22 protein-coding genes and 1 pseudogene are annotated in these 26,518 nt (G+C 69.8%); 14 read left to right on the plus strand and 9 right to left on the minus strand.

Going from position 1 to position 26,518, the window contains the following annotated elements; all coding sequences use genetic code 11:
* Positions 1 to 13 precede the first annotated feature (13 nt).
* Both ACWC97_RS16760 and ACWC97_RS16765 read left to right on the plus strand, forming a co-directional pair.
* Positions 14 to 373, plus strand: coding sequence for a VOC family protein (locus ACWC97_RS16760; RefSeq protein WP_352281135.1), 360 nt, complete (start codon positions 14 to 16; stop codon positions 371 to 373).
* Between the two features lie 450 nt (positions 374 to 823).
* On the plus strand, positions 824 to 1,306 hold the full coding sequence (locus tag ACWC97_RS16765; protein WP_450649975.1) for a DUF402 domain-containing protein: 483 nt from the start codon (positions 824 to 826) through the stop codon (positions 1,304 to 1,306).
* 139 nt (positions 1,307 to 1,445) lie between these two features.
* Here the strand turns inward: ACWC97_RS16765 and ACWC97_RS16770 are convergent, their stop codons facing one another.
* A complete protein-coding gene (locus tag ACWC97_RS16770; protein ID WP_352281112.1) occupies positions 1,446 to 2,666 on the minus strand; it encodes a neutral zinc metallopeptidase in 1,221 nt (406 codons plus the stop codon).
* 404 nt (positions 2,667 to 3,070) lie between these two features.
* Here ACWC97_RS16770 and ACWC97_RS16775 point away from each other — a divergent pair, with 404 nt between their 5' ends.
* Positions 3,071 to 3,952, plus strand: a complete 882-nt coding sequence (locus ACWC97_RS16775; RefSeq protein ID WP_450649978.1) for a hypothetical protein — start codon at positions 3,071 to 3,073, stop codon at positions 3,950 to 3,952.
* Between the two features lie 180 nt (positions 3,953 to 4,132).
* Here ACWC97_RS16775 and ACWC97_RS16780 read toward each other — a convergent pair whose 3' ends face one another.
* Together ACWC97_RS16780 and ACWC97_RS16785 are read right to left on the minus strand one after the other, a co-directional pair.
* The gene (locus ACWC97_RS16780) at positions 4,133 to 4,717 is read right to left on the minus strand and encodes a TerD family protein (RefSeq protein ID WP_352281108.1); all 585 of its coding nucleotides are present in this window, start codon (positions 4,715 to 4,717) and stop codon (positions 4,133 to 4,135) included.
* A 144-nt stretch (positions 4,718 to 4,861) separates the two neighbouring features.
* Positions 4,862 to 5,737, minus strand: coding sequence for an aminoglycoside phosphotransferase family protein (locus ACWC97_RS16785; protein ID WP_450650094.1), 876 nt, complete (start codon positions 5,735 to 5,737; stop codon positions 4,862 to 4,864).
* 400 nt (positions 5,738 to 6,137) lie between these two features.
* Between ACWC97_RS16785 and ACWC97_RS16790 the strand changes: the two genes are divergently transcribed.
* Positions 6,138 to 6,467 carry a hypothetical protein gene (locus tag ACWC97_RS16790; protein ID WP_450650096.1) on the plus strand — a complete coding sequence of 110 codons (330 nt, stop codon included), beginning with the start codon at positions 6,138 to 6,140 and terminating at the stop codon, positions 6,465 to 6,467.
* A gap of 313 nt (positions 6,468 to 6,780) precedes the next feature.
* Here ACWC97_RS16790 and ACWC97_RS16795 read toward each other — a convergent pair whose 3' ends face one another.
* Positions 6,781 to 7,572, minus strand: a complete 792-nt coding sequence (locus ACWC97_RS16795) for an SDR family NAD(P)-dependent oxidoreductase (RefSeq protein ID WP_450649980.1) — start codon at positions 7,570 to 7,572, stop codon at positions 6,781 to 6,783.
* Between the two features lie 365 nt (positions 7,573 to 7,937).
* Between ACWC97_RS16795 and ACWC97_RS16800 the strand changes: the two genes are divergently transcribed.
* Entirely contained in the window at positions 7,938 to 8,396 is a 459-nt protein-coding gene (locus tag ACWC97_RS16800) for a PH domain-containing protein (protein WP_450649982.1), read from the plus strand.
* 699 nt (positions 8,397 to 9,095) lie between these two features.
* Complete coding sequence (gene ltrA / locus ACWC97_RS16805; protein ID WP_450649984.1) at positions 9,096 to 10,358, plus strand: group II intron reverse transcriptase/maturase; 1,263 nt, start codon at positions 9,096 to 9,098, stop codon at positions 10,356 to 10,358.
* A 33-nt stretch (positions 10,359 to 10,391) separates the two neighbouring features.
* Here the strand turns inward: ltrA and ACWC97_RS16810 are convergent.
* Together ACWC97_RS16810 and ACWC97_RS16815 are read right to left on the minus strand one after the other, a co-directional pair.
* Positions 10,392 to 10,883, minus strand: a pseudogene (locus tag ACWC97_RS16810) (transposase); the annotation flags it as partial.
* A gap of 140 nt (positions 10,884 to 11,023) precedes the next feature.
* Positions 11,024 to 12,028 (minus strand): methyltransferase, encoded by a 1,005-nt coding sequence (locus tag ACWC97_RS16815; RefSeq protein ID WP_450649986.1) that lies wholly within the window; start codon positions 12,026 to 12,028, stop codon positions 11,024 to 11,026.
* 353 nt (positions 12,029 to 12,381) lie between these two features.
* Between ACWC97_RS16815 and ACWC97_RS16820 the strand changes: the two genes are divergently transcribed.
* From ACWC97_RS16820 to trpD, 8 genes are all read left to right on the plus strand, one after another.
* Positions 12,382 to 12,582: an acyl-CoA carboxylase subunit epsilon gene (locus tag ACWC97_RS16820; protein ID WP_450649988.1), complete on the plus strand. Its 201-nt coding sequence runs from the start codon at positions 12,382 to 12,384 to the stop codon at positions 12,580 to 12,582.
* Positions 12,583 to 12,592: 10 nt separating this feature from the next.
* Positions 12,593 to 14,245 carry an acyl-CoA carboxylase subunit beta gene (locus tag ACWC97_RS16825; protein ID WP_450649990.1) on the plus strand — a complete coding sequence of 551 codons (1,653 nt, stop codon included), beginning with the start codon at positions 12,593 to 12,595 and terminating at the stop codon, positions 14,243 to 14,245.
* Between the two features lie 413 nt (positions 14,246 to 14,658).
* The gene (locus ACWC97_RS16830) at positions 14,659 to 17,643 is read left to right on the plus strand and encodes an AfsR/SARP family transcriptional regulator (RefSeq protein WP_352280131.1); all 2,985 of its coding nucleotides are present in this window, start codon (positions 14,659 to 14,661) and stop codon (positions 17,641 to 17,643) included.
* Positions 17,644 to 17,887: 244 nt separating this feature from the next.
* Complete coding sequence (gene sbnB, locus ACWC97_RS16835) at positions 17,888 to 18,922, plus strand: 2,3-diaminopropionate biosynthesis protein SbnB (protein ID WP_450649992.1); 1,035 nt, start codon at positions 17,888 to 17,890, stop codon at positions 18,920 to 18,922.
* 12 nt (positions 18,923 to 18,934) lie between these two features.
* Positions 18,935 to 20,518, plus strand: a complete 1,584-nt coding sequence (locus tag ACWC97_RS16840; protein ID WP_450649994.1) for an anthranilate synthase component I family protein — start codon at positions 18,935 to 18,937, stop codon at positions 20,516 to 20,518.
* Positions 20,515 to 21,147 carry an anthranilate synthase component II gene (locus ACWC97_RS16845; RefSeq protein ID WP_450649996.1) on the plus strand — a complete coding sequence of 211 codons (633 nt, stop codon included), beginning with the start codon at positions 20,515 to 20,517 and terminating at the stop codon, positions 21,145 to 21,147. Before ACWC97_RS16840 ends, ACWC97_RS16845 begins: the two co-directional genes overlap by 4 nt.
* A gap of 190 nt (positions 21,148 to 21,337) precedes the next feature.
* Positions 21,338 to 21,619 (plus strand): hypothetical protein, encoded by a 282-nt coding sequence (locus ACWC97_RS16850; protein WP_450649998.1) that lies wholly within the window; start codon positions 21,338 to 21,340, stop codon positions 21,617 to 21,619.
* A gap of 35 nt (positions 21,620 to 21,654) precedes the next feature.
* Positions 21,655 to 22,773: an anthranilate phosphoribosyltransferase gene (gene trpD / locus ACWC97_RS16855; protein ID WP_450650000.1), complete on the plus strand. Its 1,119-nt coding sequence runs from the start codon at positions 21,655 to 21,657 to the stop codon at positions 22,771 to 22,773.
* Positions 22,774 to 22,870: 97 nt separating this feature from the next.
* Here trpD and ACWC97_RS16860 read toward each other — a convergent pair whose 3' ends face one another.
* The 3 genes from ACWC97_RS16860 to ACWC97_RS16870 all read right to left on the minus strand — a co-directional run bounded on the left by ACWC97_RS16860 (position 22,871) and on the right by ACWC97_RS16870 (position 26,409).
* The gene (locus ACWC97_RS16860; RefSeq protein ID WP_450650002.1) at positions 22,871 to 24,187 is read right to left on the minus strand and encodes a cation:proton antiporter; all 1,317 of its coding nucleotides are present in this window, start codon (positions 24,185 to 24,187) and stop codon (positions 22,871 to 22,873) included.
* Positions 24,174 to 24,710 (minus strand): flavin reductase family protein, encoded by a 537-nt coding sequence (locus ACWC97_RS16865; RefSeq protein WP_352280138.1) that lies wholly within the window; start codon positions 24,708 to 24,710, stop codon positions 24,174 to 24,176. The genes ACWC97_RS16860 and ACWC97_RS16865 overlap by 14 nt, the downstream gene beginning before the upstream one ends.
* Before the next feature lie 85 nt (positions 24,711 to 24,795).
* Positions 24,796 to 26,409, minus strand: coding sequence for a tryptophan halogenase family protein (locus ACWC97_RS16870; protein WP_352280139.1), 1,614 nt, complete (start codon positions 26,407 to 26,409; stop codon positions 24,796 to 24,798).
* Between the last annotated feature and the right edge of the window lie 109 nt (positions 26,410 to 26,518).

The raw sequence follows: 26,518 nt of genomic DNA on the forward strand, positions 1-26,518 counted from the left end.
CGTCCCCACGAGGATGAAGTTGACCGCCGTCACGTTCGACTGCCCCGACCCGCTGGCCCTGGCGGCCTTCTACCGGCGGGCCACCGGCTTCGAGCCGCACCCGGCGTCGGACGCCGACTTCGCGGGCCTGACCCGGGGGGACGGACTCTTCATCGGCTTCCAGCGGGTCGACGACTACCGATCCCCGCAGTGGCCCGGCCAGACCGTCCCCCAGCAGATGCACCTCTGCTTCGACGTCGACGATCTCGACGCGGCCGAGGCGGAACTGCTCGAACTCGGCGCGGGCAGACCGGACCACCAGCCGCACGACGCCACCCGGGCACGGGTCCTCACCGACCCGGCCGGCCACCCCTTCTGCATCTGCCAGGGCTGAGAAGCCGCACTGGACGCCGTGCCGGGTTCCGGGAGCCGGACGTCGGATGCTGGACGGCGGTCTCCCCTGACGGCGGAACCTCTCGGTCGGGCCGCGGACCCGGCATGTCCGCCGTGGTCGGCAACACCGTCTGCTTCGTACGCCCCGACTCCCTCGCGCTGCGGCCGCTGAACCTTGCCCGGCCAACCGCCGTCCGGCACCACACCACGCCCACGTGCGCCGCACCTGCTCGGCGGTGCGGGAGGAGGGGCCGCCCGGTACCCTGCGCCGATGGAATCAGAACCCGGAACCCGGGGTCGGCCGAAGCGTTTCGGCGCGGGAACGACCGTTGTCCGGCGTGATGTCCACCGGTCCGGGCGAGTGTGGAGCGAACATGCCCTGCGGGTCCTGTCCGACTCCGGCGAGGCTCTGGTCACGGCTTGTGCCCCTGGGGCCCAGGTCCGTCGGCCCGTGCCGCGTTCCGTTGCCCGCGCGGGCAACGGCCACGCATCCCACACCGGGGCGCTGGACGCTTTGGTGGAGAGGGAGTGGGCACTCGTTCCCGGGGTCTGGCGGGACACGGAGCTGCTGCTGTGGAAGCCGCCGACGGCGTGGTTCAGCGTCAACGCCTTCTTCACCGCGGCCGGCCTGCGGAACTGGTACGTCAACTTCGAGCACCCGGCCCGCCGCACCGACGACGGGTTCGACACCTTCGACCTTGCCGTCGACCTTGTCATCGACCCCGATCTGACCACCCTCACCTGGAAGGACGAGGACGAGTACGCCCACGTCCGCCGCCTGGGCATCGTCACCGACGCCGAACATCGCTGCGTGGAACTCGCCCGCTCCCAGGCTCTCGCGCTGATCGAGGACCGGGCCGGGCCGTTCGCACAGGCGGACCGGTGGAGCGCCTGGCGCTGGGATCCGGTCTGGGCGGTTCCGGGATTGTCATGAGCTACATCATCCGGTGGAACCACCCTGCCGACGACCGGCAGCTCCAGCAGGTCGTCGGCAGGGCGAACGTTGCGTGATGCGGCTGGCCGGACCAACGAGAAACCTGGGGGCGGGAGTTGGTCCGTGGGGGAGGTGGTCGTTACTCGGCGTCGGGCTTGACGAGGTCGGGCAGTTTGGCTTCGAAGAGCTTGTCGAAGGTGAGGGAGGGCAGGATGTGCCCCTGGTTCGGTGCTTGGTTGGCTATGTCCGCGCCCCACCTGGACGTGTTGTAGCGCTGGGTGGGTGTGCCGTGGTGGCCGGAGCTGGTGAAGCTGCAGTCCCCGACCTGGTAGAAGGATTTCTCGGCCTTCAGGACGCGGGCGGCGTTCAGTGACTCGCCGCGGGAGTGGGTCAGGTAGTACGTGCCGAAGGCGTCCGCCATGAGTTCGGTGCGGCGGGTGGCTTCCGGGCCGGTGAGGTCGCTCTCGAAGAGGTTCTTCTGGTACTGGACGTGGTGGCCGAACTCGTGGCCCAGGATGCCGCGTGGTGCGATGTCGCCCAGGTTGACCTTGGTCATGCCCTGCAGGATGCCGTCGCCCATGATGATGCGGTCCGTGACGCCGAGTGGCTGCGGGTCGTCCTTCTCGCTGTAGGCGAAGGCGTTGAAGGTGAAGATCGGGTTGGCGCCGCCCCGCAGGATCGGTTCGGAGCCGACCAGTTCGATGAGCATGTCGGCCAGATCGAGGTTTTCCTGCGGTGTGCCGCCGTAGAGCACGGACAGGGTGCGCGAGAGCCGGTCGGGGCTGGCGAAGACGTCCGCGCCGTGCATGGGGATCAGTTCGATGCGTGCGGAGTCGATGTCCCAGAACCTCTTGAGGTTCTTCATCTCGGAGTTGAGCTGCCGGGTGTACTCGCCGTTGACACCGAACGTGTTCGACGGTGATTCCTTGCCGTAGATCAGCGCGTCGTAGGTGGGCATGTCGAACCCGCCGAAGAGCGAGAGGATGAAGATGTTCCACGGGTCCTGGGCGCCGTCCAGGAGGGCGTTGGCGTACTGCGACAGTTCGGTCGTCGCGCACTGGTAGTCGCCCGGGTCGATCGCGCTGTCGCGGATCTCCTGCCACTGTCCGTCCTGCAGGCCGTACTTGGCCTTCGCGGCGTGGAGGCGGGCCTCCCAGTCGGCGGGCAGTTTCGCCAGGATCCGGTCGACGACGGCCTGGTGCTGCGGGTCCATGGAGGAGAGGTCCAGAGTGGCCCGCGGCGACTGTTCCGCCGTGGCCGTGACGCCGGTCGTGTCAGCCGCGTGCGCGGGGAGCGTCATGCCAAAGCCACAGGTCGCGGCGATGACCAGACTCGCTGCCACGGACAGGGTCTTCTTCACGAGGTCTCCTTTCGGGGGCGCCCGGGACGAGGCGCCCGAGGGCGACGCCCAGTCTGCGGGTCCGGCCACCGGATCAAGAACAGCCGGTCACTGTCCGAAACCGGCATGTCTGGAACCTGACAACCCCGCCCGGACGGCTCCCACGGCCAAACCGCCCGGGCCGGGACCCCGCGGTCCCGGGCCTGCGGACCGTCCCCCCGTCCACGCGGCGGTCCTCACCGGCACGGTCGGAAAGGGGGCCGGCGTCGTACCGGCCAGGTGCCGGGCAGCGCCGATGCTGGGCGGGTGTGCATCAACTGCCGTTTGTGTAAGGCCTGTTGACGGCTCTCGCTCGCCGCTGCTGTAATCCATTCGCCTTTGGGAACAGCGTTCTGCACCGCAGAACAGAGGGAGGGTGGGGTCGGATGAAGCTCGGCAGGATCACGGCGGTCACGGCGGTCGCGGCCGCGATGCTTGTCGGGAGCGCGGCATCTCCCGCCGCGGCCGCGGCGGACTGGACGCGAACCGCGCATTACGAACGATGGACCGGGTTCAACGCGCTGGAACGCGGGCAGGGCGTGGCGACGGACGGAACGTACTTCTATTACGCCGGACCCGGCGGGATGGTGAAGGCCGCCGTCGCGAACGACTCCGAGACCGCCTCGTCACCAACCCCCATCCCCTGGGACATGTACACGACGTACGGCAGCGACCACATAGGCGACGTGGAGTACTACGGCGGTTACGTGATCGCCCCGATCGAGGACGGCAGGAACGGCTACCAGCACCCGCTGCTGGCGCTCTACGACGCCGGCAGCCTCGGCTACACCGGCCGCTACGTGCAGCTGCCCCTGGACCGGATGCCGGGCGGGGTGCCATGGGTCGCGGTGGACGCGGCGGCCGGACTCGTCTACACCTCGCCCTGGGACCACGATGCCGCCCGGGGCACGGACGTCCTGGTCGCCTACCGCCTCGAGGACCTGCTGAACCTGCCGGCCGGCTCGGTGCTCCCGGTGGCGCGGACGGTGAAGCTCTCGCAGCCGCTGAGCCGGATCCAGGGCGCCGCGATGTGGCAGGGCAGGCTCTACGCCTCCGTCGACGACAAGGCGAAGTCCGTCTACTCCATCGACACCGGCTCCGGCCAGGTCGCCTACGAGTTCCACCAGGACGTGGAGCCCGGGGACGAGGTCGAGGGCATCGCCGCCTGGGACTTCGGCCCCTCGGGCGGTCAACTGCACATCGTGAACGTCGGATCCGGCTGGAAGTCGATCTTCCTCTACCTCCAGCACTACACCCGCAACGGCTGAACCACCCGGCCCCGAACTCCATAGCCGCCCGGCCGCGGCCACGCGCCCGGCCGGGCGGCCCGCACCTACCTCAGCCGCCCGGCCGTCGCCCTCGAACTGCTCACCGGATGCGGTATGGACCCGCCTGGCTGTCCACTGGGCCGGTACGCGGGGCGGACGCGTCAGGCCCCCACGCGGGGGTTATTTGGTGGTGGCGAAGCGCATGAGTGCGTGTTCGTTGCCTTGTTTGATCTTGCCTGTCGTGTTGATGACTTCGAGTTTCCAGGTGTTGTCGGTGCGGGTGGCTTTGGCTACGGCGCAGCCGTTGTCCTGGGTGAGGAGGCTGGGCCAGATGTCGGCGACTTGTTCGGAGCTCCCTCCGGTTGCGTCGTACACCTTGAAGCTGATGTTGCGTGCTTTCTGGAAGGAGCTTCCCTTTTTGTAGGCGGCGGCGATGAAGACGATCGAGGTGATGTGGGGTGGCAGTCGGGCGAACTCGACCGTGACTGTCTCGTCGTCACCGTCGCCGTGTCCGGTCTGGTTGTCGCCGCTGTGGACGAGGGATCCGTTGCCCATGGGGTCGAGGGAGTCGAGTCCTGCCAGGCGTACCGGGTCGCCGTCCTGCATGGCGATGGCGATCAGGTCGAGGTCGGTGCCGGACTTGCGGCGGAGCATCCCCATCATTCCGCCGCTGCTGCCGGCGGTCGGGTCCCAGGACACCCCGATGGACAGGTGGGTCACCCCGTCCAGGTCGGCCGGTCCGTCTTCCTTCTTGAGCGTAATCATGGGTTAAATCATCCTCTGGGCCAGGAACGTCTGACACACCGAGTGTGCCTTGCGTCCTCCCGGTCCACGGCGCCCGGGGATCACGGGGGCAGGCCCGCGGGCGGCGGGGGCGGGTGAGTGGTTGGTCGGGTGCGGGTTTGTGGGCTATCGGGTCAGGGTGAGTAGTTCGTCGAGTGCTGGTCCCTCGTTACCGCTGTGGGTGAGGTGGGCGATGGCGGCGAAGGGGGCGATGACCTGGCTCCAGGCGTGGAGCCGGTCGTTGTCGAGGCCGCACGCCGCTGCGATGCGTGTGCAGCGGGTGCTGATGCCTTCGAGTCCGGCGCCTGCTACGACGAGGTCGACGGCGTCGTAGCAGGGGTCACCGGTGCAGGCTTTGGGATCGATGGCCATGAGGCCGTGTTGGCCGCCGTCGAGGGCGTTGCCCGGGTGGAGGTCGCCGTGGAGCAGCACCGTTGTCGTCTGTGTGTCCAGTAGCCGTTCGCATCGCTGGGTGGCCCTGTTCCATGCGGTGGTGTCGATGCGTGTGCTGATCGCGGGCTCGGAGAGGCGTCTGCCGACCCGGGTGAAGGCTTCGTGGCATCGTTCGCGCAGTGTGCGTACGGGTGTGGGCGGGGAAGGCACGTTGTGCAGGGCGGTGAGGAGTTCGGCCCATGCTTCCGTGAGCGCGGCGGCGGGCATGTTCTGTGCCGGTGTCCCGGGCGTGATCTCTTCCAGCAGCATCGCGCCTGCCTCCTCGTCGAGGGCGAGTACGGACGGCACGCGGCCCGAGGGGGCGAACCACTCCAGGATCCGGGCCTGTTCGGCCAGGAGGGCGCGTTCCGGAGTGATCTTCAGTACTGCGGGTGTGCCGTCGGGCCGGCGGCAGCGCAGTGTGAGTGACGAGGCGCCGTCCGGCAGGGGCCCACCGAGGACGAGTCCCCACCGGGACGCCAGCTCCGCGAGGACGTCCGGTGCGTCGGCGCACCATTGAGCGGCCCGAGGGCCGAACCGGCGCACCAGCCGCGCGGTGACGTTCTGCATGTCCACCGGTAGTCGTTCCATCCGGTGCAGTGTGCCCTGCGCCCGGCCACGTGTCACCAGGTTCCGGGACCTGGTGACACGGGAAATGGGATCCCGGGGCGCGGGGTTGGGGGGTCTGGTGGCGCGTGGGCGCCCGGGTGGTTGGCGTGATTGGTCTGTACCAGATGTGGTGTAGGTCTTGCCGGGGTGTCGTGGTCGTGGGCAGGATCTGAGTGCGACCGGGCAGGCGATCACCTGTTACCCGTTGTCGTGGGCGTGGTGTCTGCGTTGTCCGTGGTACCCCATGGGACTTCGCCTGTGGAAGCCGGACCGGTCCGGTTCTGTTCTGTTCCGTGCTCCATCCGTGTATGCGCCCTTTTTCGTCGTGTGTTGTCATCGGACGAAGGAGTTTCCCGTGTTCATGAAGTCCCTTTCCCGTAAGCGCGCCACCAGCGCGGCTGTGGCCTTCGCCGCGGCCGCGACCGCGGCGGGTTTGGTGTTGGCGGTGGCGCCCGCTGCACAGGCGGTGCCTGGTGACTGCACCGTGTCGTCCGGGAGCGGCTCTCTTTCGAGTTTCTGTGCCAGTGGTACGGGGCTGCACCGGATCCATGCGGTGCTCAATCCGCTCGATCCCAGACTCCCGCAGCGCGTGGTCCTGGGTGAGTGGGCGCCGGTTGGTCAGTCGTCGGTGGTTTCGAATTCTTGGGGTGCGGGGTATGTCGCGAATGTCTGGGTGGATCGCACCGACTGACGCCCCGGCCCTTTCCTGACCCGCCCCACCCGTCCCCTGACCCGCCCGTTTCTGACGTGCCGTGCCTGTTTCTGGCGTGTTGTGTCCGGTTCGTGGTGGTGGGTGGCGGGTGGGATGGGGGGCGGGCCGGCCCGTGGCGCCGGGGTTGTGGGCCCCCGTGGCACTGGGGTTGTGGGCCGGTCCGTGGCGCTGGGGTTGTGGGCTGGTCAGTCGTCGGTGGGGCTGGTCCGTGGCGATCGTAGGCCGGCCCGTGGTCCGCGTGGCTGGTGGGTCGGCCGGTGGGGTCGGCCGGTGTGGGTGGGGGTGTTGTTGTTTAGGTGGCGAGGATGCCGCCGTCGACTGCGATGTGGCTGCCGGTGGCGAAGGAGGCGTGGTCGCTGAGTAGCCAGAGGGCTGCGTGGGCTATTTCGTGTGGTTCGGCCATGCGTTTTTGGATCTGGCGGGTGATGAATGTTTCTTCGAGGGTGGGTTCGTTCTCGATGGCGGTGTTGATCATTTCGGTTCGGGTGGTGCCTACGATCAGGGAGTTGACTCGGATGTTGTGGTTGCCGTATTCGGCGGCTGTGGCTTTGGTGAGGCCGAGTACGGCGTGTTTGGCGGCGATGTAGGGGGAGGGGGCGCCGGTGGCGATGAGTCCTGCCGAGCTGGCGGTGTTCACGATTGCTCCGTGTCCGCGTGTGAGCATGGCGGGGATCTGGTGGCGCAGGCAGTTCCATGTCCCGCGTACGTTGATGTCCATGATGTGGTCGAAGTCCTCTTCGGGGAGTTCGTGGGTCCGGCCGAAGACGGAGCCGGCGTAACCGGCGTTGTTGAAGGCGCCGTCGAGGCCGCCGAAGTGCTCGAGGGCGGTGGTGACGGCGCGTTCGACGTCGTCGGCGCGTGTCACGTCGCCGGTGCTGTGGGTGGCCCGGCCGCCGGTTGCCGTGATCTCCCGTGCCAGGGTTTCCAGCCGGTCCTCGCGGCGGGCCATGAGGACGACGGCCGCGCCCTCGGAGGCGAACAGCCGGGCTGCGGCCTCGCCGATGCCGCTGGATGCTCCGGTGATCATCACGGTCCGGCCGGCCAGCAGGCCGGTGTTCTGTATGGGGGATGTCCGTTCGTTCATGTACGCGAGTAAACCCGAAGGGGCCGGCCGCCATACGCGCTTTTCCCGGACCGATGCCCCAGACCGAGACCCCGGACCGATGCCCGGCCCGGTGCTCCGGACCGATGCTCCGGGCCGAGAGCCGCGGGTTCTGGGGCGGCCGGTGTCCACGGTCAGGCGTGGATCGACGCCCGGGCGGTCGGCGGCGTCTACCGGCCGTACCGGGCCCGGCGGGCCTGGGTCGGGAGCCGGTCACGGTCCAGAGCCTCCGAACTCGCCGCGGACGGTCCGCTGCGTCGGTACGTTGAGGGCAAGCTGCGCGGCGGACACACGGCCGGGGGGTGCCCCTATGTCTTTGGTCAAGCTGTGTGGCTCACAATGCGGGCATGGATGACCAGGGTGGGGACTCGGTGTCGGTGTGGCGGGTGGGTGGGACGGCTCGCGTGGCGGGCTATGCCATCCCGGCCGTTGTCGGGGTGAAAGCGCTCTTCGGCTGGGCGGGTTGGGTTTCCTCTCCGCAAGCCGAGACGGCCCGGACGGCCGGGCTGTGGTCGGGGCTGGCCGTCGGCGTCGCGTTGTTCTTCTGGTGGGCGATCCTCAGGGTCCGGCTTGAGGTCGGCCCTGACGGGATCGTGGCGGTCAACCCGTGGGGGACCCACCGCCTGGCGCTGGACGAGGTGGCCTCGGTGCGGCTTGGTGCGTGGGGCGCGGAGTTCCGTCACGGAGACGGTTTCAAGACCACGGCCTATGCGCTGAGCGAGCTGGCCGCGGGAACCTCACAAGACCGGCGTTTCGCGGAGCTGCAGGCTGTCCTGGAGGCGAACCCCGATTCCTCACCGCGGTGACGCCTGACAGAGACGGCGATCAGGAACTGGCGGCCGCGGTTCGTAGAAGGTTCCGTCGCGGAGCATCGCGAACAGGACGTCGGCCGGGCGTCTGGCCAGGCGGAGCAGGGCCTGGGTGTTTGTGTCCTGAACGCGGAAAGGGATCTGTTTGTAGGGCAGTTCCTGGAAGCGATGCTGTGCGAGAGATGAAGGTATGGCCCTTCGAAGTCGCCCTGCGGGGGGAGGCTTCAAACCGCCTCATGCTGCGTTGGCTGAAGACCGTCGTGGTGAGCGATGAGGAAAAGGCATCCAAGAGGTGTCAGGTGGGGACTGGGAAGACGAGTGCAAACGAATCACTGCTGACGTGTCGTAAGACCTTCAGATGGCATCGAAACCGGGGTGTATACCCAGCTCCGGGATAAGTCTGGCGGGTGCCCGTTTATTGGCCAGGCGGTGTCCGGCATGCAGGTGACGTGAGCCCAGTCTGCTGCTTTCGCATGGAACAGGAGAAGGTATGTCCCGACACTGTCCGCCTTCTGGGCGGGCGAGAGGGAGAGCTCCAAGCGGCCGAAACCGTGAGGGGTTGAGTACCGAGGCGGGACATGCTGGCGGACCGGTTCGTAGTAGTGGTGAAGCCCTTGTAACGGGGGTGGAGCGAAGGGACCGGGTCGTTCGTGACTGAGTGTGTCGTATCAACCGGAACTGTCCGGGAGGAGTCCGATGGACCAGTTGAAGTCACCAGCCGAACCGTTCGATATCTCGAAGTGGGAAGTCAAGGAGGCGTGGGAGGAAGTCAGTGCGAACAAGGGCGCGCACGGAGTGGATGGACAGAGTGTCGACGACTTCGAGAAGGACCTGAGGAACAACCTCTATAAGGTCTGGAACCGGATGTCATCGGGCTCATACTTCCCTCCTCCCGTGCGTGCGGTGGAGATTCCAAAGCCTCATGGCGGTGGCATGAGAATGCTCGGCATTCCCGCTGTTGCCGACCGTGTGGCTCAGACTGTGGTGGCCCGGCATCTGATGCGAAGGGTGGAGCCTATTTTCCACCAAGATTCCTTCGGATACCGACCCGGACGGTCTGCGCTGAACGCGGTGGAGCGTTGCAGGGAACGCTGTCGGAAGCGGGACTGGGTGGTGGAGTTCGACATCGCCAAGTTCTTCGACAGCGTGCCCTGGGACCTCCTTGTCAAGGCGGTGGAAGCTCAGACCGACGCCGTTTGGGTGAAGTTGTATGTGGAGCGGTGGCTTGCTGCACCGCTCAAGATGCCCGACGGTTCCCTGATGGACCGCGAGCGTGGGACTCCGCAAGGAGCTCCCGTCTCGCCGGTCCTGGCGAACCTGTTCCTGCACTACGCGTTCGATCTCTGGATGGACCGGGAGTTCCCCACCGTCTGGTTCGAACGGTATGCGGACGACGCGGTGCTGCACTGCGTCTCGGAGCGACAGGCCATGAAGGTGCTGTCCGCTCTGGCGAACAGGATGGCCGAGGTCGGATTGAGACTGCATCCGGACAAGACCCGGATCGTGTACTGCAAGGACGGGAAGTGCCGGGGCTCCTTCGGAGCCACGGCATTCACCTTCCTCGGGTTCACGTTTCGGGCCAGGTGCAGTCAGGATCGCCACGGCAAGCTCTTCTTGTCGTTCGACCCCGGCATCAGCAAGAACGCTCTGAAGAAGATCAGCGGCGAGGTGAGGTCCTGGCACCTGCATACGCGCTCGGATCTGTCCTTCACCGACCTCGCCCGCAGGATCAATCCTGTGGTGGCGGGGTGGATCAACTACTACGGCCGGTTCAGGCCCAGTGAGTTGACCCGTTTCTGGAAGCGCATCAACGCCTACTTGGTGCGTTGGATCCGCCAGAAGTACGAACGGCTCGCGCCGCTGCGGAAGGCCCTTGCGAAGCTGCGGGAGATCGCTCAGCGATATCCCCGCATGTTCACGCACTGGCGCTGCACGACGGTGGCCGCGTCAGGTTGGTGATCAGAACGGCAAGAGCCGTGTAACGGGAGACTGTTACGCACGGATCTGTGAGAGCCGAGGGGTGAGAATCCCCTCGGCTACTCGGCGGTGCTTGCCCTGGGCGATCTTCTTGTCTTAGTAGGCCCGGGACGCCGGATCGTCCAGGGCGGCGAATGCGGAGAGGAAGAGGGCTCGTTTGAGCTGTTTGTTTCCTCTCCTGGAGGGTTGCTCGCCTCGGATGGAGGAGCCCGAGCTCCGGGTTGCCGGGGCGAGTCCGGCGTAGGCGGCGAGGTGGCCGGCGGTCGGGAAGGTGCTGCCGTCGCCGGCCTCGATCAGGATCCTGGCTCCGGTCCTGATGCCGGCGCCCGGCATCGACGTCAGGACCTTGGAAAGAGGGTGGACCTTCAGCAGTTCCTCGATCCGCCCGGCCAGTAGCTTGCGCTGGTCGAGCACGGCCGTCAGCGAGGCGGCCGGGCTCGGGACGATTAGCGCGGCCGCCTCGGTCCCCGGAACGGTGACGGTCTGCTCGGCCAGGGCGGCGAAGATCAGATGCCCGGCGTGCCCGCAGCCCCGGGGTGTCCTGGGGCCGGGTGCCGGGTGCCGGGTGCCGGGTGCCGGGTGGCGGGGTGTCCGGGGGGTGGGGGTTTCGGTGGCGGGGTTTTGGTGGGGCGGTGGTGTTCTGGGTGTCAGGTGGTGCTTGCTGCCTCGAGGGCGGACAGTACGGTCGGTGTCGGCACGATGCGTCGCAGGCGCAGTCCGGCCGCTGTGAACAGGCGGGCGAAGTCTTTTGCTGTGCGTTCCTTTCCGGTGAGGGAGGCCGTCGTCATCAGGTCCATGGTCTTGGACTGGTGGGGCAGGTTCCCGGGTGGTACGACGGCGTCGATGACGAGGACGCGGCCGCCGGGTGTCATGGACCGTCGGCAGTTGTGCAGGATCGTGGCCGAGTCGTCGTCCCAGTCGTGGAGGATTCGTTTGAGGAGGTAGAGGTCTCCCGCCGGTACGGACGGGAAGAAGTCGCCGTGTGGCAGTGACCAGCGGCCGGTGGTGTCCGGGTGGCCCAGGCGGTGGCCGGCCAGGTCGTGTTCGCGGTCGTGGAGGATTTGGCGCAGGCCGGGCCGGCGGCGCAGTACTTCGGTGAGCAGGCCGCCGTGGCCGCCGCCGACATCGATGACGGTGCCGTGGGACGGGAAGTCGTGGGCGGTGGCGACGGGCCGGTTCTCGGGGTCCGGCATGGCGGTCATGCTGACGTGGAGGACGGCGGCGGTTTCCGCGTCGCGGGCGAAGTGGTCGAAGAACGGTGTCCCGAAGATCCCGGTGAGGGCGGGGCCCCTGTCGGTCAGGCAGCGGGTCATCTCCCCGGCGGGCCGCCACATGGAGGGGTCGGTCGGCATGAGGAGCGCGGCGCGGGCGGAGTGGGGGGCGTCGGAGCGCAGGGCCCGGCCGGTCGTGGTCAGCCGGAAACGCCCTTCGTCCGTCTCCTCGACCACCCCGCGGGTGGCGAGGAGCCGCAGGACCCGGCCGGGGTTGCGGGCGTCGGTGCCGGTCGCCGCGGCGAGCCGTTCGACGCTCTCGTCACCGTCCGCCAGGTGGTCGGCCACCCCCACGGCGGCCGCGGCGCGCAGCGCCGCGGGAAACAGGAATGCCAGGCTCTCGTCGATCAGCCGGGCGGCGGACTGCCGTGCCGTGCTCATGCCGTTGCGCCTTCTCGTTCCCCGGGTGGGGCCAGGATGGCGCACGGGGCGGGGCGGGGGCGGTCACCTGCAGACCGCCCCGGCCCGGTCACCGGGGGCCGCGGGGCCGCCCGGCCCGGGAGCCGCTGGTCGCGGGCGTCCTGCCCGGCCGGGCCGCCTGGCGGGGGTGCCCGGCCGTCTTCACCCGGACGTGGGTCTGCGGGAGGGCCGGGAGGCGCCGCCCGGCCGGGGCGCCGTGCCCGCCGGGCGGCCCCGGGCATAGGGGCCGCGTAGTACCCCGCAAGGGCCCTGTCGTCCCCTGGGTGGGCCCGCGGGGTACTACGCGGTCCACTTGGGAGTCACGGGAGGGTGAGATGAACGGTCCGGACAGTCCCGGGATCGCGCTGAACATCGAACGGGGGCAGGCCACCGACGAGGAACTGGCCGCGCTCACCGTGGTGCTGTTCGCGCTGCGCGCCGGCCGGGCGGACACACCGGCGAACCGGCGGCCGGCCGCCGGTTCGCGGTGGTGGCGGCACATGGACCGCTACGACGCCCCGATCAGCTGGCAGTGAGGAGGACGACATGACGACAACGATCGACCCCCAGACCCCCACCCACACCCCCGCCCCGGCCCCTGCCCCGGCTCCCGCCCCAACCCCGACCCCGGCCCCGGCCCCCGTCCCGGCCGATGTCCGGGGCCGTGTCGTGGAGCTGCACGCCCTGCGCGAACTGGCCCGCGGCGGACCGAGCGAGAAAGCGACCCGGGCCCAGCACGCCAAGGGGAAACTGACCGTGCACCAGCGGCTGGCGCTCCTCTTCGACGAGGGCACCTTCCACGAGGTCGAGCAGCTGCGCCGGCACCGGGCCACCGGCTTCGGCCTGGAGGACAAGAAGCCCTACACCGACGGTGTCGTCACCGGCTGGGGGCTCGTGGACGGCCGGACCGTCTTCGCCTTCGCGCACGACTTCCGGATCTTCGGCGGTGCGCTGGGCGAGGCCCACGCCACGAAGATCCACAAGATCATGGACATGGCCATCGCGGCGGGTGCCCCGCTGGTCTCGCTGAACGACGGCGCCGGCGCCCGTATCCAGGAGGGCGTCAGCGCGCTCGCCGGCTACGGCGGGATCTTCCGCCGCAACACGAGGGCCTCGGGCGTCATCCCGCAGATCAGCGTGATGCTCGGCCCGTGCGCGGGCGGCGCCGCCTACAGCCCCGCCCTGACCGACTTCGTGTTCATGGTCCGCGGGACCTCGCAGATGTTCATCACCGGCCCGGACGTCGTCAAGGCCGTCACCGGCGAGGAGATCACCCAGAACGGGCTCGGCGGCGCCGACGTCCACGCCGGGACCTCGGGCGTCGCGCACTTCGCCTACGACGACGAGGAGACCTGCATCGCCGAGGTCCGCTACCTCCTGTCGATGCTGCCCTCCAACAACCGCCAGGACCCGCCCGCCCAGCCGGCCCGCGACCCCGCCGGCCGGCGCGCCGACGCCCTGCTCGACCTCGTGCCCGCCGACGGCAACCGCCCCTACGACATGACGAAGGTCATCGAGGAGATCGTCGACGACGGCGACTACCTCGAGGTCCACGAACGCTGGGCCCGCAACATCGTCTGCGCCCTGGCCCGCCTCGACGGGCACACCGTCGGTATCGTCGCCAGCCAGCCGCAGTCGCTGGCCGGGGTCCTGGACATCGGCGCCTCCGAGAAAGCGGCCCGTTTCGTCCAGTTCTGCGACGCCTTCAACATCCCCGTCATCACTCTCCTCGACGTCCCCGGCTTCCTGCCCGGCGTCGACCAGGAACACGGCGGGATCATCCGCCACGGCGCCAAACTCCTCTACGCGTACTGCAACGCCACCGTCCCCCGTATCTCCCTCGTCCTGCGCAAGGCGTACGGCGGCGCGTACATCGTCATGGACTCCCAGTCCATCGGAGCCGACCTCACCTACGCCTGGCCCACCAACGAGATCGCCGTGATGGGTGCCGAGGGCGCCGCCAACGTCATCTTCCGCCGGCAGATCGCCGCCGCCCCGGACCCCGCCGCGGCACGCGCCCGCATGGTCGAGGAGTACAGGAGCGAACTCATGCACCCCTACTACGCCGCCGAACGCGGACTGGTCGACGACGTCATCGACCCCGCCGAGACCCGCGAGGTCCTGATCACCTCCCTCGCCATGCTCCGCAACAAACACGCCGACCTGCCCTCCCGCAAGCACGGCAACCCCCCGCAGTAGACCCCCGCCCGGGGCACGGAACACGAGAACCACCACACCCGCCGGGCCGCCCCTCGCCGGGCCGCCCCTCGCCGGGCCGCCCCTCGCCGGGCCGCCCCTCGCCGGGCCGCCCCTCGCCGGGCCGTCCTCGCCGGGCCGTCCCCGCCGGGCCGTCCTCGCCGGGCCGTCCCTCCCACCGTGCCCCGGGTGGTCACGGCCGCCCGGACCCGCACGGATGTGCCCGCATATGACAGACAGCCGGCCCCCGCAGGTATGCCCGCGACCGGCACCGGGAACCAGCCACCGAGAGTTCGTCCCCGATCACCCGTTTCGAACTCCTGGCCGGGTAATCTGGCCCCCGGAATTGCCTCGGGGTGGGGGAAACGGGAGGCCCGGTGGGGGAACGGTTCTTGTTCAAAATCCTAGGCCCACTCATGGTGACATCGGGTGAGCGGAAGGTGGTCATCGGCGGTGCCCGCCAACGGACCACCCTCGCCCTGCTGTTACTCAACCCCGGCCGGACCGTGCCGGTGGACACCCTGGTCCACGAAGTGTGGAACGGGAACCCGCCCGCCACCGCCCGCACCCAGATCGCCATCGTCATCGCAGCCCTCCGCAAGACGTTCAAGGCCCAGGGCGCCGCCGACGACACCATCGTGACCACACACCCCGGATACCTCCTCGACGCCGAGAGCCACTACATCGACTCCGTGGAGTTCACCGACCTCGTCGCCCAGGCGGAGACCGACGTACGCGAACAGCGCCTCAAGGACGCCGCCCGCCACTACCGCCGCGCCCTGGACCTGTGGCGCGGACCCGCACTCGCCGGAGTGTCCGGACTGCTCGTCGAGGAAGAAGCCGGCCGGCTCGGCGAACACCGCCTCAACGCCTACGACGACGCCACCGCCGTCCAGCTCGCCCTGGGACGCCACTACGAACTCCTGCCCGAACTCCGCGGGATCGTGCAGGACAACCCCCTGCGCGAACGGACCCGCTACCACCAGATGCTCGCCCAGTACCGGGCCGGCCGCCGCGCCGAGGCCATGGAGTCCTACCGCGAGGCACGCGAGCGGTTCATCGAGGAACTCGGACTCGAACCCGGCCCCGACCTCCAGGAACTCCACGACCTGGTCCTGCGCGACGACCCCTCGCTGACCCCCGCCGACGGACCCGTCCTCGTCACCGACACCACCCCGCCGGACGTCGCCGTCGTCCCCTCCGAACTCCCCCCCGACGTCCCCGGATTCACCGGACGCGAAAAAGAACTCACCGCCCTGGACGCACTGATGACCGAGTCCGGGACCACCCTCCAGACCCCCACCGTCGGCCTGATCACCGGCGTCGCCGGAGTCGGCAAGTCCGGCCTCGCCCTGCGCTGGGCCCACCGGGCCGCCGACCACTTCCCCGACGGACGCCTCTTCGCCGACCTGCGCGGCTACGACGGCCAGCACGAACCCGCATCCGTCTCCGACGTCCTCGGCCGCTTCCTGCGCTCGCTCGGCGTACCCGGCCAGCAGATCCCCGAAGCCCTCGAAGAACGCATCGCGCTCTACCGCAGCCTCCTCGCCGAACGCCGCGCACTGATCGTCCTGGACAACGTACGCACCCACGCCCAGGTCGCCCCCCTCCTCCCCGGCAGCGGAACCAGCTGCGCCCTGGTCACCAGCCGCGACCAACTGGAACAACTGGTCACCTGGCCCCAGGAGGCCCGCGTCCACCTCGGCGTCCTGCCCCCCGACGCCGCCGTCGCCCTCGTCGCCCGGATCGCCGGCGAAGAACGCATCACCACCGCCCGCACCGACACCGACCAACTCGTCGAACTCTGCGACCGCCTCCCGCTCGCCCTGCGCATCGCCGCCGCCCGCCTCGCCTCCAAATCACACTGGTCGGTACGCCACCTGGTCGCCAGACTCAGCGACGAACGACGCAGACTCGACGAACTCAGCCAGGGCGAGTCCCGGGTACGCGCCGGATTCGAACTCAGCTACCGCTACCTCTCCACCGACGCCGCCCGCCTCTTCCGCCGCCTCGGCCTCGCCCGCGTACCGGACTTCACCTCCTGGGCCGCCGCCGCACTCCTCGACACCGACGTGATCGACGCGGAACTCCTCCTCGAAGACCTCGTCGACACCCAGTTCCTGGAAGTCGTCGGCGTCGACCCGACCGGCCGGCTGCGCTACCGCTTCCAGAACCTGCTGCGCCTGTACGCCGCCGAACGCGCCCGCGACGAGGAATCCGACGAAGACCGCCGCGACGCCTGCCGGCGCGTCTTTCGCACCGCGCTGACCATCGCCCGCGAGGCACACCGCCGCGAGAGCGGCGGGGAGTTCGGCATCGTCCACAGCACCGCCACCCCCGCCGCCGTCGACACCGACCTGCTGGAAGAACTCCTCGCCGACCCCCTCGCCTGGTTCGAGGCCGAACGCCTCTGCCTGGTCGGCATGATCGAACAAGCGGCCCGGACCGGCATGGCCGACCTCGCCTGGGACCTCACGGCCTGCGCCTCCGTACTCTTCGAGACCCGCAGCTACGTGGAGAACTGGCAGAGCTGCGCCGCACACGCCCTGGCCGCGGCACAAGCCGCCGGCGACCGCCTGGGCCAGGCCGTCATGCTCCACCACACCGGAGCCGCCGCACTGATGCGCCAGAGCATGGACGAGGCCAGGGCCCGCTTCGAGGAAGCCCTGGCACTCTACGCGGACCCGGACGGACAACTCGGCCGCGCCCTGGTCCTGCGCAACCTCGCCGTCGTCCACCGCCTCCAGGGCGACCCCGACGCCGCGGCCGGCCGGCTGCGCGCGGCCCTGCCCATCTTCCGCGAGGCCGGCGACCTGTCCTCGCAGTCCTCCGTCCTGCAGAACATGGCCCAGCTCGAACTGGACCGGGGCAACTACGAAGCCAGCCTCGCCCACGCCCAGGACGCCGTCCGGGTCGCGGAATCCATGCGGCCCGTCGCCTCACGCAGCCTCGCCCAGTGCCTGTACCGGCTGGGCAGCGCACAGCTCCTGTCCGGACGGGCACAGGAGGCCGAGGACACCTACCTGCGGGTGGAGGAACTCTCCCGCGCCAAGGCCGACACCCACGGCCTCGCCCACGCCCTGTACGGGCTCGGCCAGGCCCGGGTGGCGCTCGGCGCCCTCGAATCGGCCGAGACCGCCTACGTCCAGGGCCGCAAGGTCGCCCGCGGGCTCGACAGCCCCGTGGTCGAGGGATCGATCCGCCTGAAACTCGGCGTACTCCTGAGGGAACTGGGCCGGGAGGAGGAGGCCCGCACCGAACTCCTGGGCGCCAGGGAACTGTTCACCCGCAGAGGGGCCACACACTGGCAGGACGAGGTCGCCCGGGAACTCGGCGGCTTCCCGGAAACACTCCCCAACCCCGTGCCGCACCTCCCCCCCAACAGCCCGGCCACCGAATAAAAAATAGGGGAGCCGTCCCACACCCCCGCCGGAACCGAACGGGGCCGCCCCCCAACCCCCGCTCCCCAACCCCGCCGGGGCGGCCCCCTTGAAAGAAAAAAGAGGGGGACGGCCGTATTCCAGGACCCGCCCCCCAGGCCACGGAACGGGGCCCGCTTAATCCGCCGATAGCACGCCGATAAGCCGGATGCCTAGCGTCATCACAGCAATTCTGTTCCCCCCTTCAAGAGCTGTGGAGTCAGTGATGCCGCCCAACCCCGAGGTGCCCTCGTTCGCCGTGATACCCGGCGCACAGGTGCACCGAGTCCTCGACGGCCGGCACGAGGAAGTGGTCCGGCTGGTCGAGTCGGCCTACCGCGCGCACGGCGCGGGCGACACCGTCAACCCGCCCTCCTCCTTCCTGCGCTTTCCCGACCGCCCCGCCTCACGCATCATCGCCCTGCCCGCCTCCCTCGGCGGCCCCGCACCCGTCCACGGCATCAAATGGATCTCCAGCTTCCCCGGCAACACCGCAGCCCACATCCCCCGCGCCTCCGCCGTCCTCATCCTCAACGACCCCACCACCGGCTACCCCCTGGCCTGCCTGGAAAGCTCCATCATCAGCGCCGCCCGCACCGCCGCCTCCGCGGCCCTCGCCGCCGACCGGCTCAGCCAGGGACGCGACCGGCCACGCCGCATCGGCTTCTTCGGCACCGGCCTGATCGCCAGATTCATCCACCAGTACCTCGCCGGCACCGGCTGGACCTTCGAAGAGACCCACATCCACGACCTGTCCGACGAACACGCCCACGGCTTCACCCGACACCTCGAACACGAGGGCCGAAACGGCACCATCACCCTCCACACCGACCCCGAACACCTCATCCGCTCCAGCGACCTCGTCGTCTTCGCGACCGTCGCCGCCGCCCCCCACGTCACCGACCCGGCATGGTTCACCCACAACCCGCTGGTCCTGCACGTGTCCCTGCGCGACCTGTCACCCGAAGTGATCCTCTGCGCCACCAACATCGTCGACGACATCGACCACTGCCTGAAGGCCGAAACCTCCCCCCACCTCACCGAACAGACCACCGGGAACCGGGAATTCATCGACGGCACCCTGTACGACGTACTCACCGGCGACCTGAAGATCCCCCACGACCGCCCCGTCGTCTTCTCCCCCTTCGGACTCGGCGTACTGGACCTCGCACTCGGCAGACACATCCACGACACCCTCCGCGCCGACGGCCAACTCGCCGTCGTGGACGGCTTCTTCCACGAAACACGCCGGTACGGCTGAGAGGAGACGACCATGACCACCCTGCTCGACAGCCCGCCCCGCCCCACCGGCCCCGGCCCCCGACCCATCACCGTACGCGTGGAGGAGACCGCCCTCACCCCCCACGAACCACTCGACCTGTACGCCGCACTGCACGCACGACCCGCACACGACGTCTTCCTCCTCGAAAGCCGCGAAGGCCCCGGACAGGACCCCGGCGCCACCGTCGTGGGCCACGGACTGCTCGCCGAGATCCGCGTCCACACCGACCACATCGCCGTCGACGGCACCGACACCCTCGTCACCGCCACCCTCGCCGCCGCCGACACCCTCGGCCTCACCCCCCGCCCCGGCAACGAACGCGGCCTCCTCCACGGCGACCAGCTCTGGCACCTGCTGCGCACCGTCCAGAACCTGTTCACCGTGGAGACCACCCGCCCCCACGACAGCTACGCCTTCGGATTCCTCGCCACCCTCGGCTACGGCTCCGCCTGGCACATGGAAACCCTCCCCGACCGCGGGGAGCGGGACCACGACGAACCCGACATCGTCCTCGCCCTGTTCCGCGAGACCATCTGGTACGGCCCCCAGCCCGGCACCGTCCGCAGACTCACCGCCCACAGCGACGCCTTCCCCGACCCCGACCCCGACCCCGACCCCGACCCCGACCCCGACCCCGGCCCCGGCCCCGGCCCCGGCCCCCGGACCTCTGCCGCAGCAGCCGCCCCGCCCCCCGCCGGCCCGGCCCACCAGCCCCCGCCCCGGGCACCCCGCCCGCACTCCGTCCGCGACACCTGCGACGAACAGACCTTCCTCGAACGGACCAGGCGCTGCCTGGAACACATCGGCGTCGGCGACATCTACCAGATCCAGATCGGCCACCGCATCGACGTCGAGACCGACCTCGAACCCTTCGACGTCTACCGCCGGCTGCGCGAGCGCAACCCGTCCCCGTACATGTACCTCCTCCCGCGCGGCCCGCGCACCGTCATCGGCGCCAGCCCCGAAGTCCTCTTCCGCACCCAGGGCGGCAACGTCGTCATGCGGCCCATCGCCGGAACCGCACCCCGCAGCGGCGACCCCCGCACCGACGCCGCCCGCGTCGCCCGGCTCGTCGCCGACGAGAAGGAACGCGCCGAACACGTCATGCTCGTCGACCTGTGCCGCAACGACATCGGCCGGGTCTGCCTGCCCGGCACCCTGCGGGCGCACGACCTGATGACCGTCGAGACGTACTCCCACGTCTTCCACCTCGTCTCCACCGTCCAGGGCACCCTCGCCCCCGGCCACGACACCTGGTCCGTGCTGCGCGCCACCTTCCCCGCGGGCACCGTCACCGGCGCACCCAAGATCCGCGCCATGGAGATCATCGAGGAACTGGAGAGCGAACCGCGCGGCATGTACGCGGGCGCCGTCGGCCTCATCGACCTGCGCGGCTGGAGCCAGCTCGCCCTGTGCATCCGCACGATCGTGCACGACGGCCGCACCCACACCTACTCCACCCAGAGCTGCGCGGGCATCGTCGCCGACTCCTCGCCCCCCTCCGAATGGCGCGAGACCCTCCACAAGATGGGCGCGGCCTACTGGTCGCTGACCGGTCAGGAGCTGCTGCCGTGAAGGTCCTGCTCGTCGACGCCTACGACAGCTTCACCCACATCATCGACCAGTACCTGCGCACCCTGGGCGCCGACACCGACGTCGTGCGGTCGCACACCCGCACCCCGCACCAGCTCGCCGCCCTTGGGCCGGACGCGGTCGTCCTGGGCCCCGGCCCCGGCAACCCGGCCGACTCGGGCCACGTCGAACTGGTACGCACCTTCGCCGGGGTTGTCCCCCTGCTCGGCATCTGCCTGGGCCACCAGGCGATCTGCCTGGCGTACGGGGGCCGGGTCCGGGTGGCCGGGCGGCTCAAGCACGGCAAGACCAGCCCCGTGCGCCACGACGGCGCCGGAGTGTTCGAGGGACTGGAACCGGTGATGACCGCCACCCGCTACCACTCGCTGATCGCCGACGAACCGCTGCCGCCCCCGCTGACCGCCACCGCGCACGCCCAGGACGACGGCTACGTGATGGGGCTGCGGCACCGCACGCTCGCCGTGGAAGGGGTGCAGTTCCATCCCGAGTCCATCACCACCGCCGGCGGGATGCGGCTCCTGGACAACTTCCTGACGGCCGCCTCCAGGGCCGCCCCCGCACGGAATGCGGCCCAAATACGCAACGCGCTCACCGGCCCGCCCGGAAAATGACACCAACCCCCTGACCGCACCCTTCGAACGACTGGAATATCCACGTCCGCAAGACGCTGAGCAGCGGTTATATCGAATATATTGCTGTGCCTGGTAAGGGGAAGTCCTCGCGATAATGATTCGAAGCAGGCCCTTCCTAATGTTCTGGATGTCGGAACGAACCGCAACAGTTCATAGGGGGAAAAGAATCATGAAGCTCGACGCGATCACCAAGAAGACCCGGCGGACCCTGGCCCTCGCCCTCGCCTCCGCGGCGGTCCTCGCCACCGTGCAGGCCGCCGCGGAGGCCGGCCGGGCACCGCACACCGGATCGGCCGTCACCGCCTCCGCCACCCCGCTGGACGACCCCTGGCACCCGAACACCGCGTCCGTCCGAAGACTGGTCGCCGACGACCCGTGGCACCCCGCCCCGGTGTCCGCCCAGGACCGGGTCACGGACGACCCGTGGCACCCGGCGCCCAGCGCCGCCTGACCCCAGCGCCGCCCGACCCCAGAAGGAGAAGACCAGTGAGCGCCACACCACCCGAACAGGAACGTTCCTGGCCCCCGTTGCTGGGACAGGTGCTCGACGGCCGGGACCTCACCGCCCTCGACACCGCCTGGGTGATGGACCAGGTGATGCGGGGCCGGGCGACCGACGCGCAGATCGCCGGCTTCCTGGTGGCCCTGCGGGCCAAGGGCGAGACCGTGGGCGAGCTCGAAGGACTCGTCCACGGGATGCTGGCCCATGCCGTACACATCGACGTGCCGGGCAGGACCGTCGACGTGGTGGGCACCGGGGGCGACGGGGCACGCACGGTCAACATCTCCACGATGGCCGCGATCGTCGCCGCGGGGGCCGGGGCACGGGTCGTCAAGCACGGCAACCGGGCGGCGAGTTCGGCCTCCGGCTCCGCCGACGTCCTGGAAGCCCTGGGCGTCACCCTGCGGCTGCCGCCCGAACGGATCGCCGCCGTGGCCGACGAGGCCGGCATCACCTTCTGCTTCGCGCCGGACTTCCACCCCGCGATGCGCCACGCGGCCGGCCCGCGCAGACAACTCGGCATCCCGACCGTCTTCAACGCGCTGGGCCCGCTGACCAACCCGGCGTCCCCCACCGCGCAGGCGGTCGGGGTCGCCGACGCCCGGCTGCTGCCGCTGATCGCCGGAGCCCTGGCCGGGGCCGGCGGACGGGGCCTGGTCTTCCGCGGCGACGACGGCCTCGACGAACTCACCGTCACCACCACCTCGACCGTGCTCTGCGTCGACGACGGCGCCGTCCGCCGGGAACGGTTCGACCCCCGCGACCTGGGGATCGCCCGCGCCCCCCTTGAGGCACTGCGCGGGCAGGACGCCGCCTACAACGCGTCCGTCGCCCGCCGGGTCCTGGACGGCGAACGCGGACCGGTCCGCGACGCGGTGCTGCTCTCCGCGGGCGCCGCGCTCGTGGCGGGCGAACCCGCGGGGGGCCGGACCGTCACCGAACGCCTGCGTTGGGCGGTGGAAGCGGCGGGCCGGGCGATCGACTCCGGCGCCGCGGCCGGCACCCTCGAGCGGTGGGTACGGGCCACCTCGGCCCCGTGCACCCCGGCACCGTGCACCCCGGCCGGCACGGCCCCGGCCGCCCGGGTCGCCACCGCGGCATGACGCGGACACCCAGGGGGCGGGAGCCGGGGCGGACGGTGCCGTGGCACGGCCCGCCCGGGGGACCGGCAGGGGCGCGGCCGCGACCCCGTCCGCGCGGTCACCGGGCGGTGGTGGCCCCGAGCGCCAAGGACCGCTCCCGGTCCGTGTCGCCCGTACCCGGCGGCCCGGACTTCGCGCGCCGGGAGCCGCCGGGCCTCTCGCGCCGGATCCAGGAGAGGGCCGGCGAGGTGATGCCGGTGGTGACCAGCGCCATCAGCACCAGCATGGTGAACAGATCGGGGCCGATCACACCGAGTTCGAGCCCCAGGTTCAGCACCACCAGCTCGGTCAGGCCCCGGCAGTTCATCAGCGCCCCGATCGCCAGGGAATCGCGCCAGGACTGGCCCGAGAGCCGGGCCCCGCCCGTGCTCCCGCCCCATTTGCCGAGGACCGCGACGGCCAGGACCGCCAGCGCCCACAGCCACTGGACCGGGTCGCCGGCCAGCAGTGAGACATCGGTGTGCAGCCCGGTGGAGACGAAGAACAGCGGCAGCAGCACCGGTACCGAGAACGCGCGCAGCCGGGCCGCGCAGTGCTCGATGACCGCCGACCCCCGAGGAGTGACCAGACCGAAGACGAAAGCGCCGAACAGGGCGTGCACACCGATCCGGTCGGTGGCCAGCGCGCAGAGGCACAGGCCGCTGAACAGGACGACGAGGACCACCCCGTCCACGGCCCGTTCGGCCCGCCCCGCCCAGCGGGCGAGCAGCGGACGCAGCACACCGACCATGACGGCGAGGAAGGCCGCGGCCAGCGCCGCCGTCGTCAGCGCCTCGGCCGGCGAACCACTCGTCGACACCGCGACGACCGCCGCCAGCAGGCACCAGGCGGTCACGTCGTCGACCGCCGCGCACGCCATGGCCAGCGACCCGATCCGGGTACCGAGCAGACCGCGGTCGGTGAGGACCCGGGCGAGCACGGGGAACGCGGTGATGCTCATCGACACGGCGATGAACAGCACGAACGGCAACCGCCCCACGCCCGGCGGCGCGAGGGTGCCGAACATCGCCAGGGCCAGCAGCGAGCCCAGCACCAGCGGCAGGGCGATGCTCGCCTGACTGACCACGACGGCGGTCCCCCGATGCCCGCGCAGCGTGCCGAGATCGAGTTCGAGACCGATCAGGAACATGAAGGCCAGCAGGCCCAGGTTGCCCAGGGCGCCGATGTAGGGCAGCACCGACTCGGGGAACAGCCAGGCCTGCGCCGCGGGCGAGACCCAGCCCAGCAGCGACGGCCCCAGCATGATGCCCAGGGTGATCTCGCCGATGACCGGCGGCTGGCCGAACCTGCGGAACAGCTGGGCCCCCGCCTGGCACACCAGGATGACGACCGGGACGGCGATCAGCAGATCGGGCAGCGGGTCATGTGCCGACACGGCCGGCTCCTTCCCTGGCCGGCGCCGTGGCGTGCGACCAGCGTGCGTAGCGGCGCCGCCCGTACAGCAGCGGCTGGGCACTCTCGTCGGCGGTGAACCGCCGCACCCGGACGAAGACGGCGGTGTGGTCCCCGACCTCCCGGGTACCGGCCACCGTGCAGTCGGCGACGGCGTGCGCGGCCTGCGTCAGATGCGGTCCGCCCGCGCCCAGCGGCAGCCGCCACTCGCTCAGCGCGAACCGGTCGGGGTTGCCGGAACTGAACAGGTCGGAGGTGGCCTGCGCCTGCTCGTGCAGCAGATTGAGGGCCAGCTGCCCACTGGACAGCACGGACTGGGTGGTGGGGCTCGCGGTGCGCAGGCAGATCACCAGCGTCGGCGGACCCAGCGCCACGCTCGCCAGCGAACTGCAGGTCATCCCGCGGGGCGTGCCGTCGGCGCCGAGCGCCGTCACCACGCAGACACCGGAGGGGAAACCGCCCATCAGCGGGCGTATGTCGGCTTCCGGAACGGGCCGGTCGGTCATGGATTCTCCTTCGAGGGTGTGCCGCGGGCCCGGCAGCCGGCCGGAGAGGGGGGACCCGGCTGCCGGGCGACGCGGAGCGGCACGGCTACTTGCCGTGCAGCCTGCGGAGCGCCTCGTGGGTGCTCGGCAGCGAGTTGAGGAGCTCCTTCTGCTCCTTCTTGACCTGCGCGAACATGGCCTGCGCGGCGGCCACGGACTCCGGCTTGTGGGCGAGGATCGGCAGCGGCGCGTCCGGCTCCAGACCGAGACCGGCGAAGATGCAGTAATAGCGCTCGTTGGTCCAGAAGTTACGGAACTCCGCCTCGAAATTCCCGTAGTACGTCGTGTCGTCGGTGGCCGCGGGATTGACCGGGAGCCCCGCCTTGTACGCGTCGATCTTCTCGCGGATGCTCTCGGGGAGCTTCAGCTCCTTGTTGGCGCGCCAGAACGGCGAGTCGGTACGCGGCGCGAAGTAGAAGTGGGTCTGGATGAAGTCACGGGTGTCGTCGAACATCACCTCGATTTCCTTGTTGAAGTTGTCGACCAGGGTCTGGTTGAACGTCTTGTCCGGGAAGTGCTTCGCCAGCTGGTAGGCCGCGGCCGTGATGAAGTAGATGCCGGTCGACTCCAGCGGCTCCAGGAAGGCACCGGACAGGCCGATGCCGACGACGTTCTTCACCCAGGCGCGCCGGTTGCGCCCGACCCTGAACTTCACGTGGTTGAACTCGGTGGTCTCGGGGTCCAGGCCCCACAGCTCGCAGAACTCGGCGGTGGCCTCCTCCTGCGTGGTGAACCGGCTGGAATAGACGTAACCCGTCCCGAAACGGCCCGGCATCGGTATCTTCCACGTCCACCCCGACGACATCGCGATCGCCGAGGTGTACGGCTCCACCCCGTGGGCGTCGTCGTCGTGCGGGACGGCCGTGGCCACCGCGCGGTCGCACAGCAGCTGGTCGCTCATGTCGACGAAGGGCTCCTCCATCGCCTGGTTCATCAGCAGGCTGCGGAAGCCGGAGCAGTCCACGAACAGATCCGCGTCCAGGACCCGCCCCTCCTTGGTGTGCAGGGCCTTCACGAAGCCCCGCCCGTCCTTCTCGACGCGCGTCATCTCGTCCTGGACGTGGTGCACACCCTGCTTCCCGGTCGCGAACCGGCGCAGGAAGTCCGCGACGAGCGCCGCGTCGAAGTGCCACGCGTACCGGGTGGGGGAGGTGCCGTCCAGGAACCGCGGCGCCTTCTTGGCGTCCATCAGCGGCGCCTCGCGGAAGCAGGCGTAGTCGTACGGCTCCTTCGTCCTCCCCTCGAACCTGTTCTTGAACCAGTAGTGCGACATCGGGATGCCGTCGTGCTCCGGACTGATGCCGAACGGGTGGTAGAAGTGGTCGGAACCGCCCCCGTCGAGCTCGCGCGGACCGCTCTGGCCCCTGCCCGGCGTACGCCAGTTGATGAAACGGACCGCCATCTTGTAACTGGCGTTGCACTCACGCATCCAGTCCTCCTCCGCGATCCCGAGGAAGTCGAAGAGAACACGGTGCAGATTCGGCACGGTGGCCTCGCCCACACCGATACGCGGAATGCTGGGCGCCTCCAGCACCGTGACGTCGACCGTGTTGTGGAGGGCCTTGCCGAGATAGGCGGCGGTCATCCAGCCGGCCGTACCGCCGCCGAGGATCACGACCTTCTTGATGGCGTTGTCTGTTGCGGTGGAGGTGCCCGTCATATCGAATTCCTCTTCTGGCCGGAGTGGTGGTGGCGGAACTGTGGGGATGGCCAGAATCGGCAGAATATCTACGGCATTTCTATAAGCCGGAGGAAAAGGCTGAATGAGA

The sequence above is a fragment of the Streptomyces sp. NPDC001108 genome, assembly GCF_053598535.1.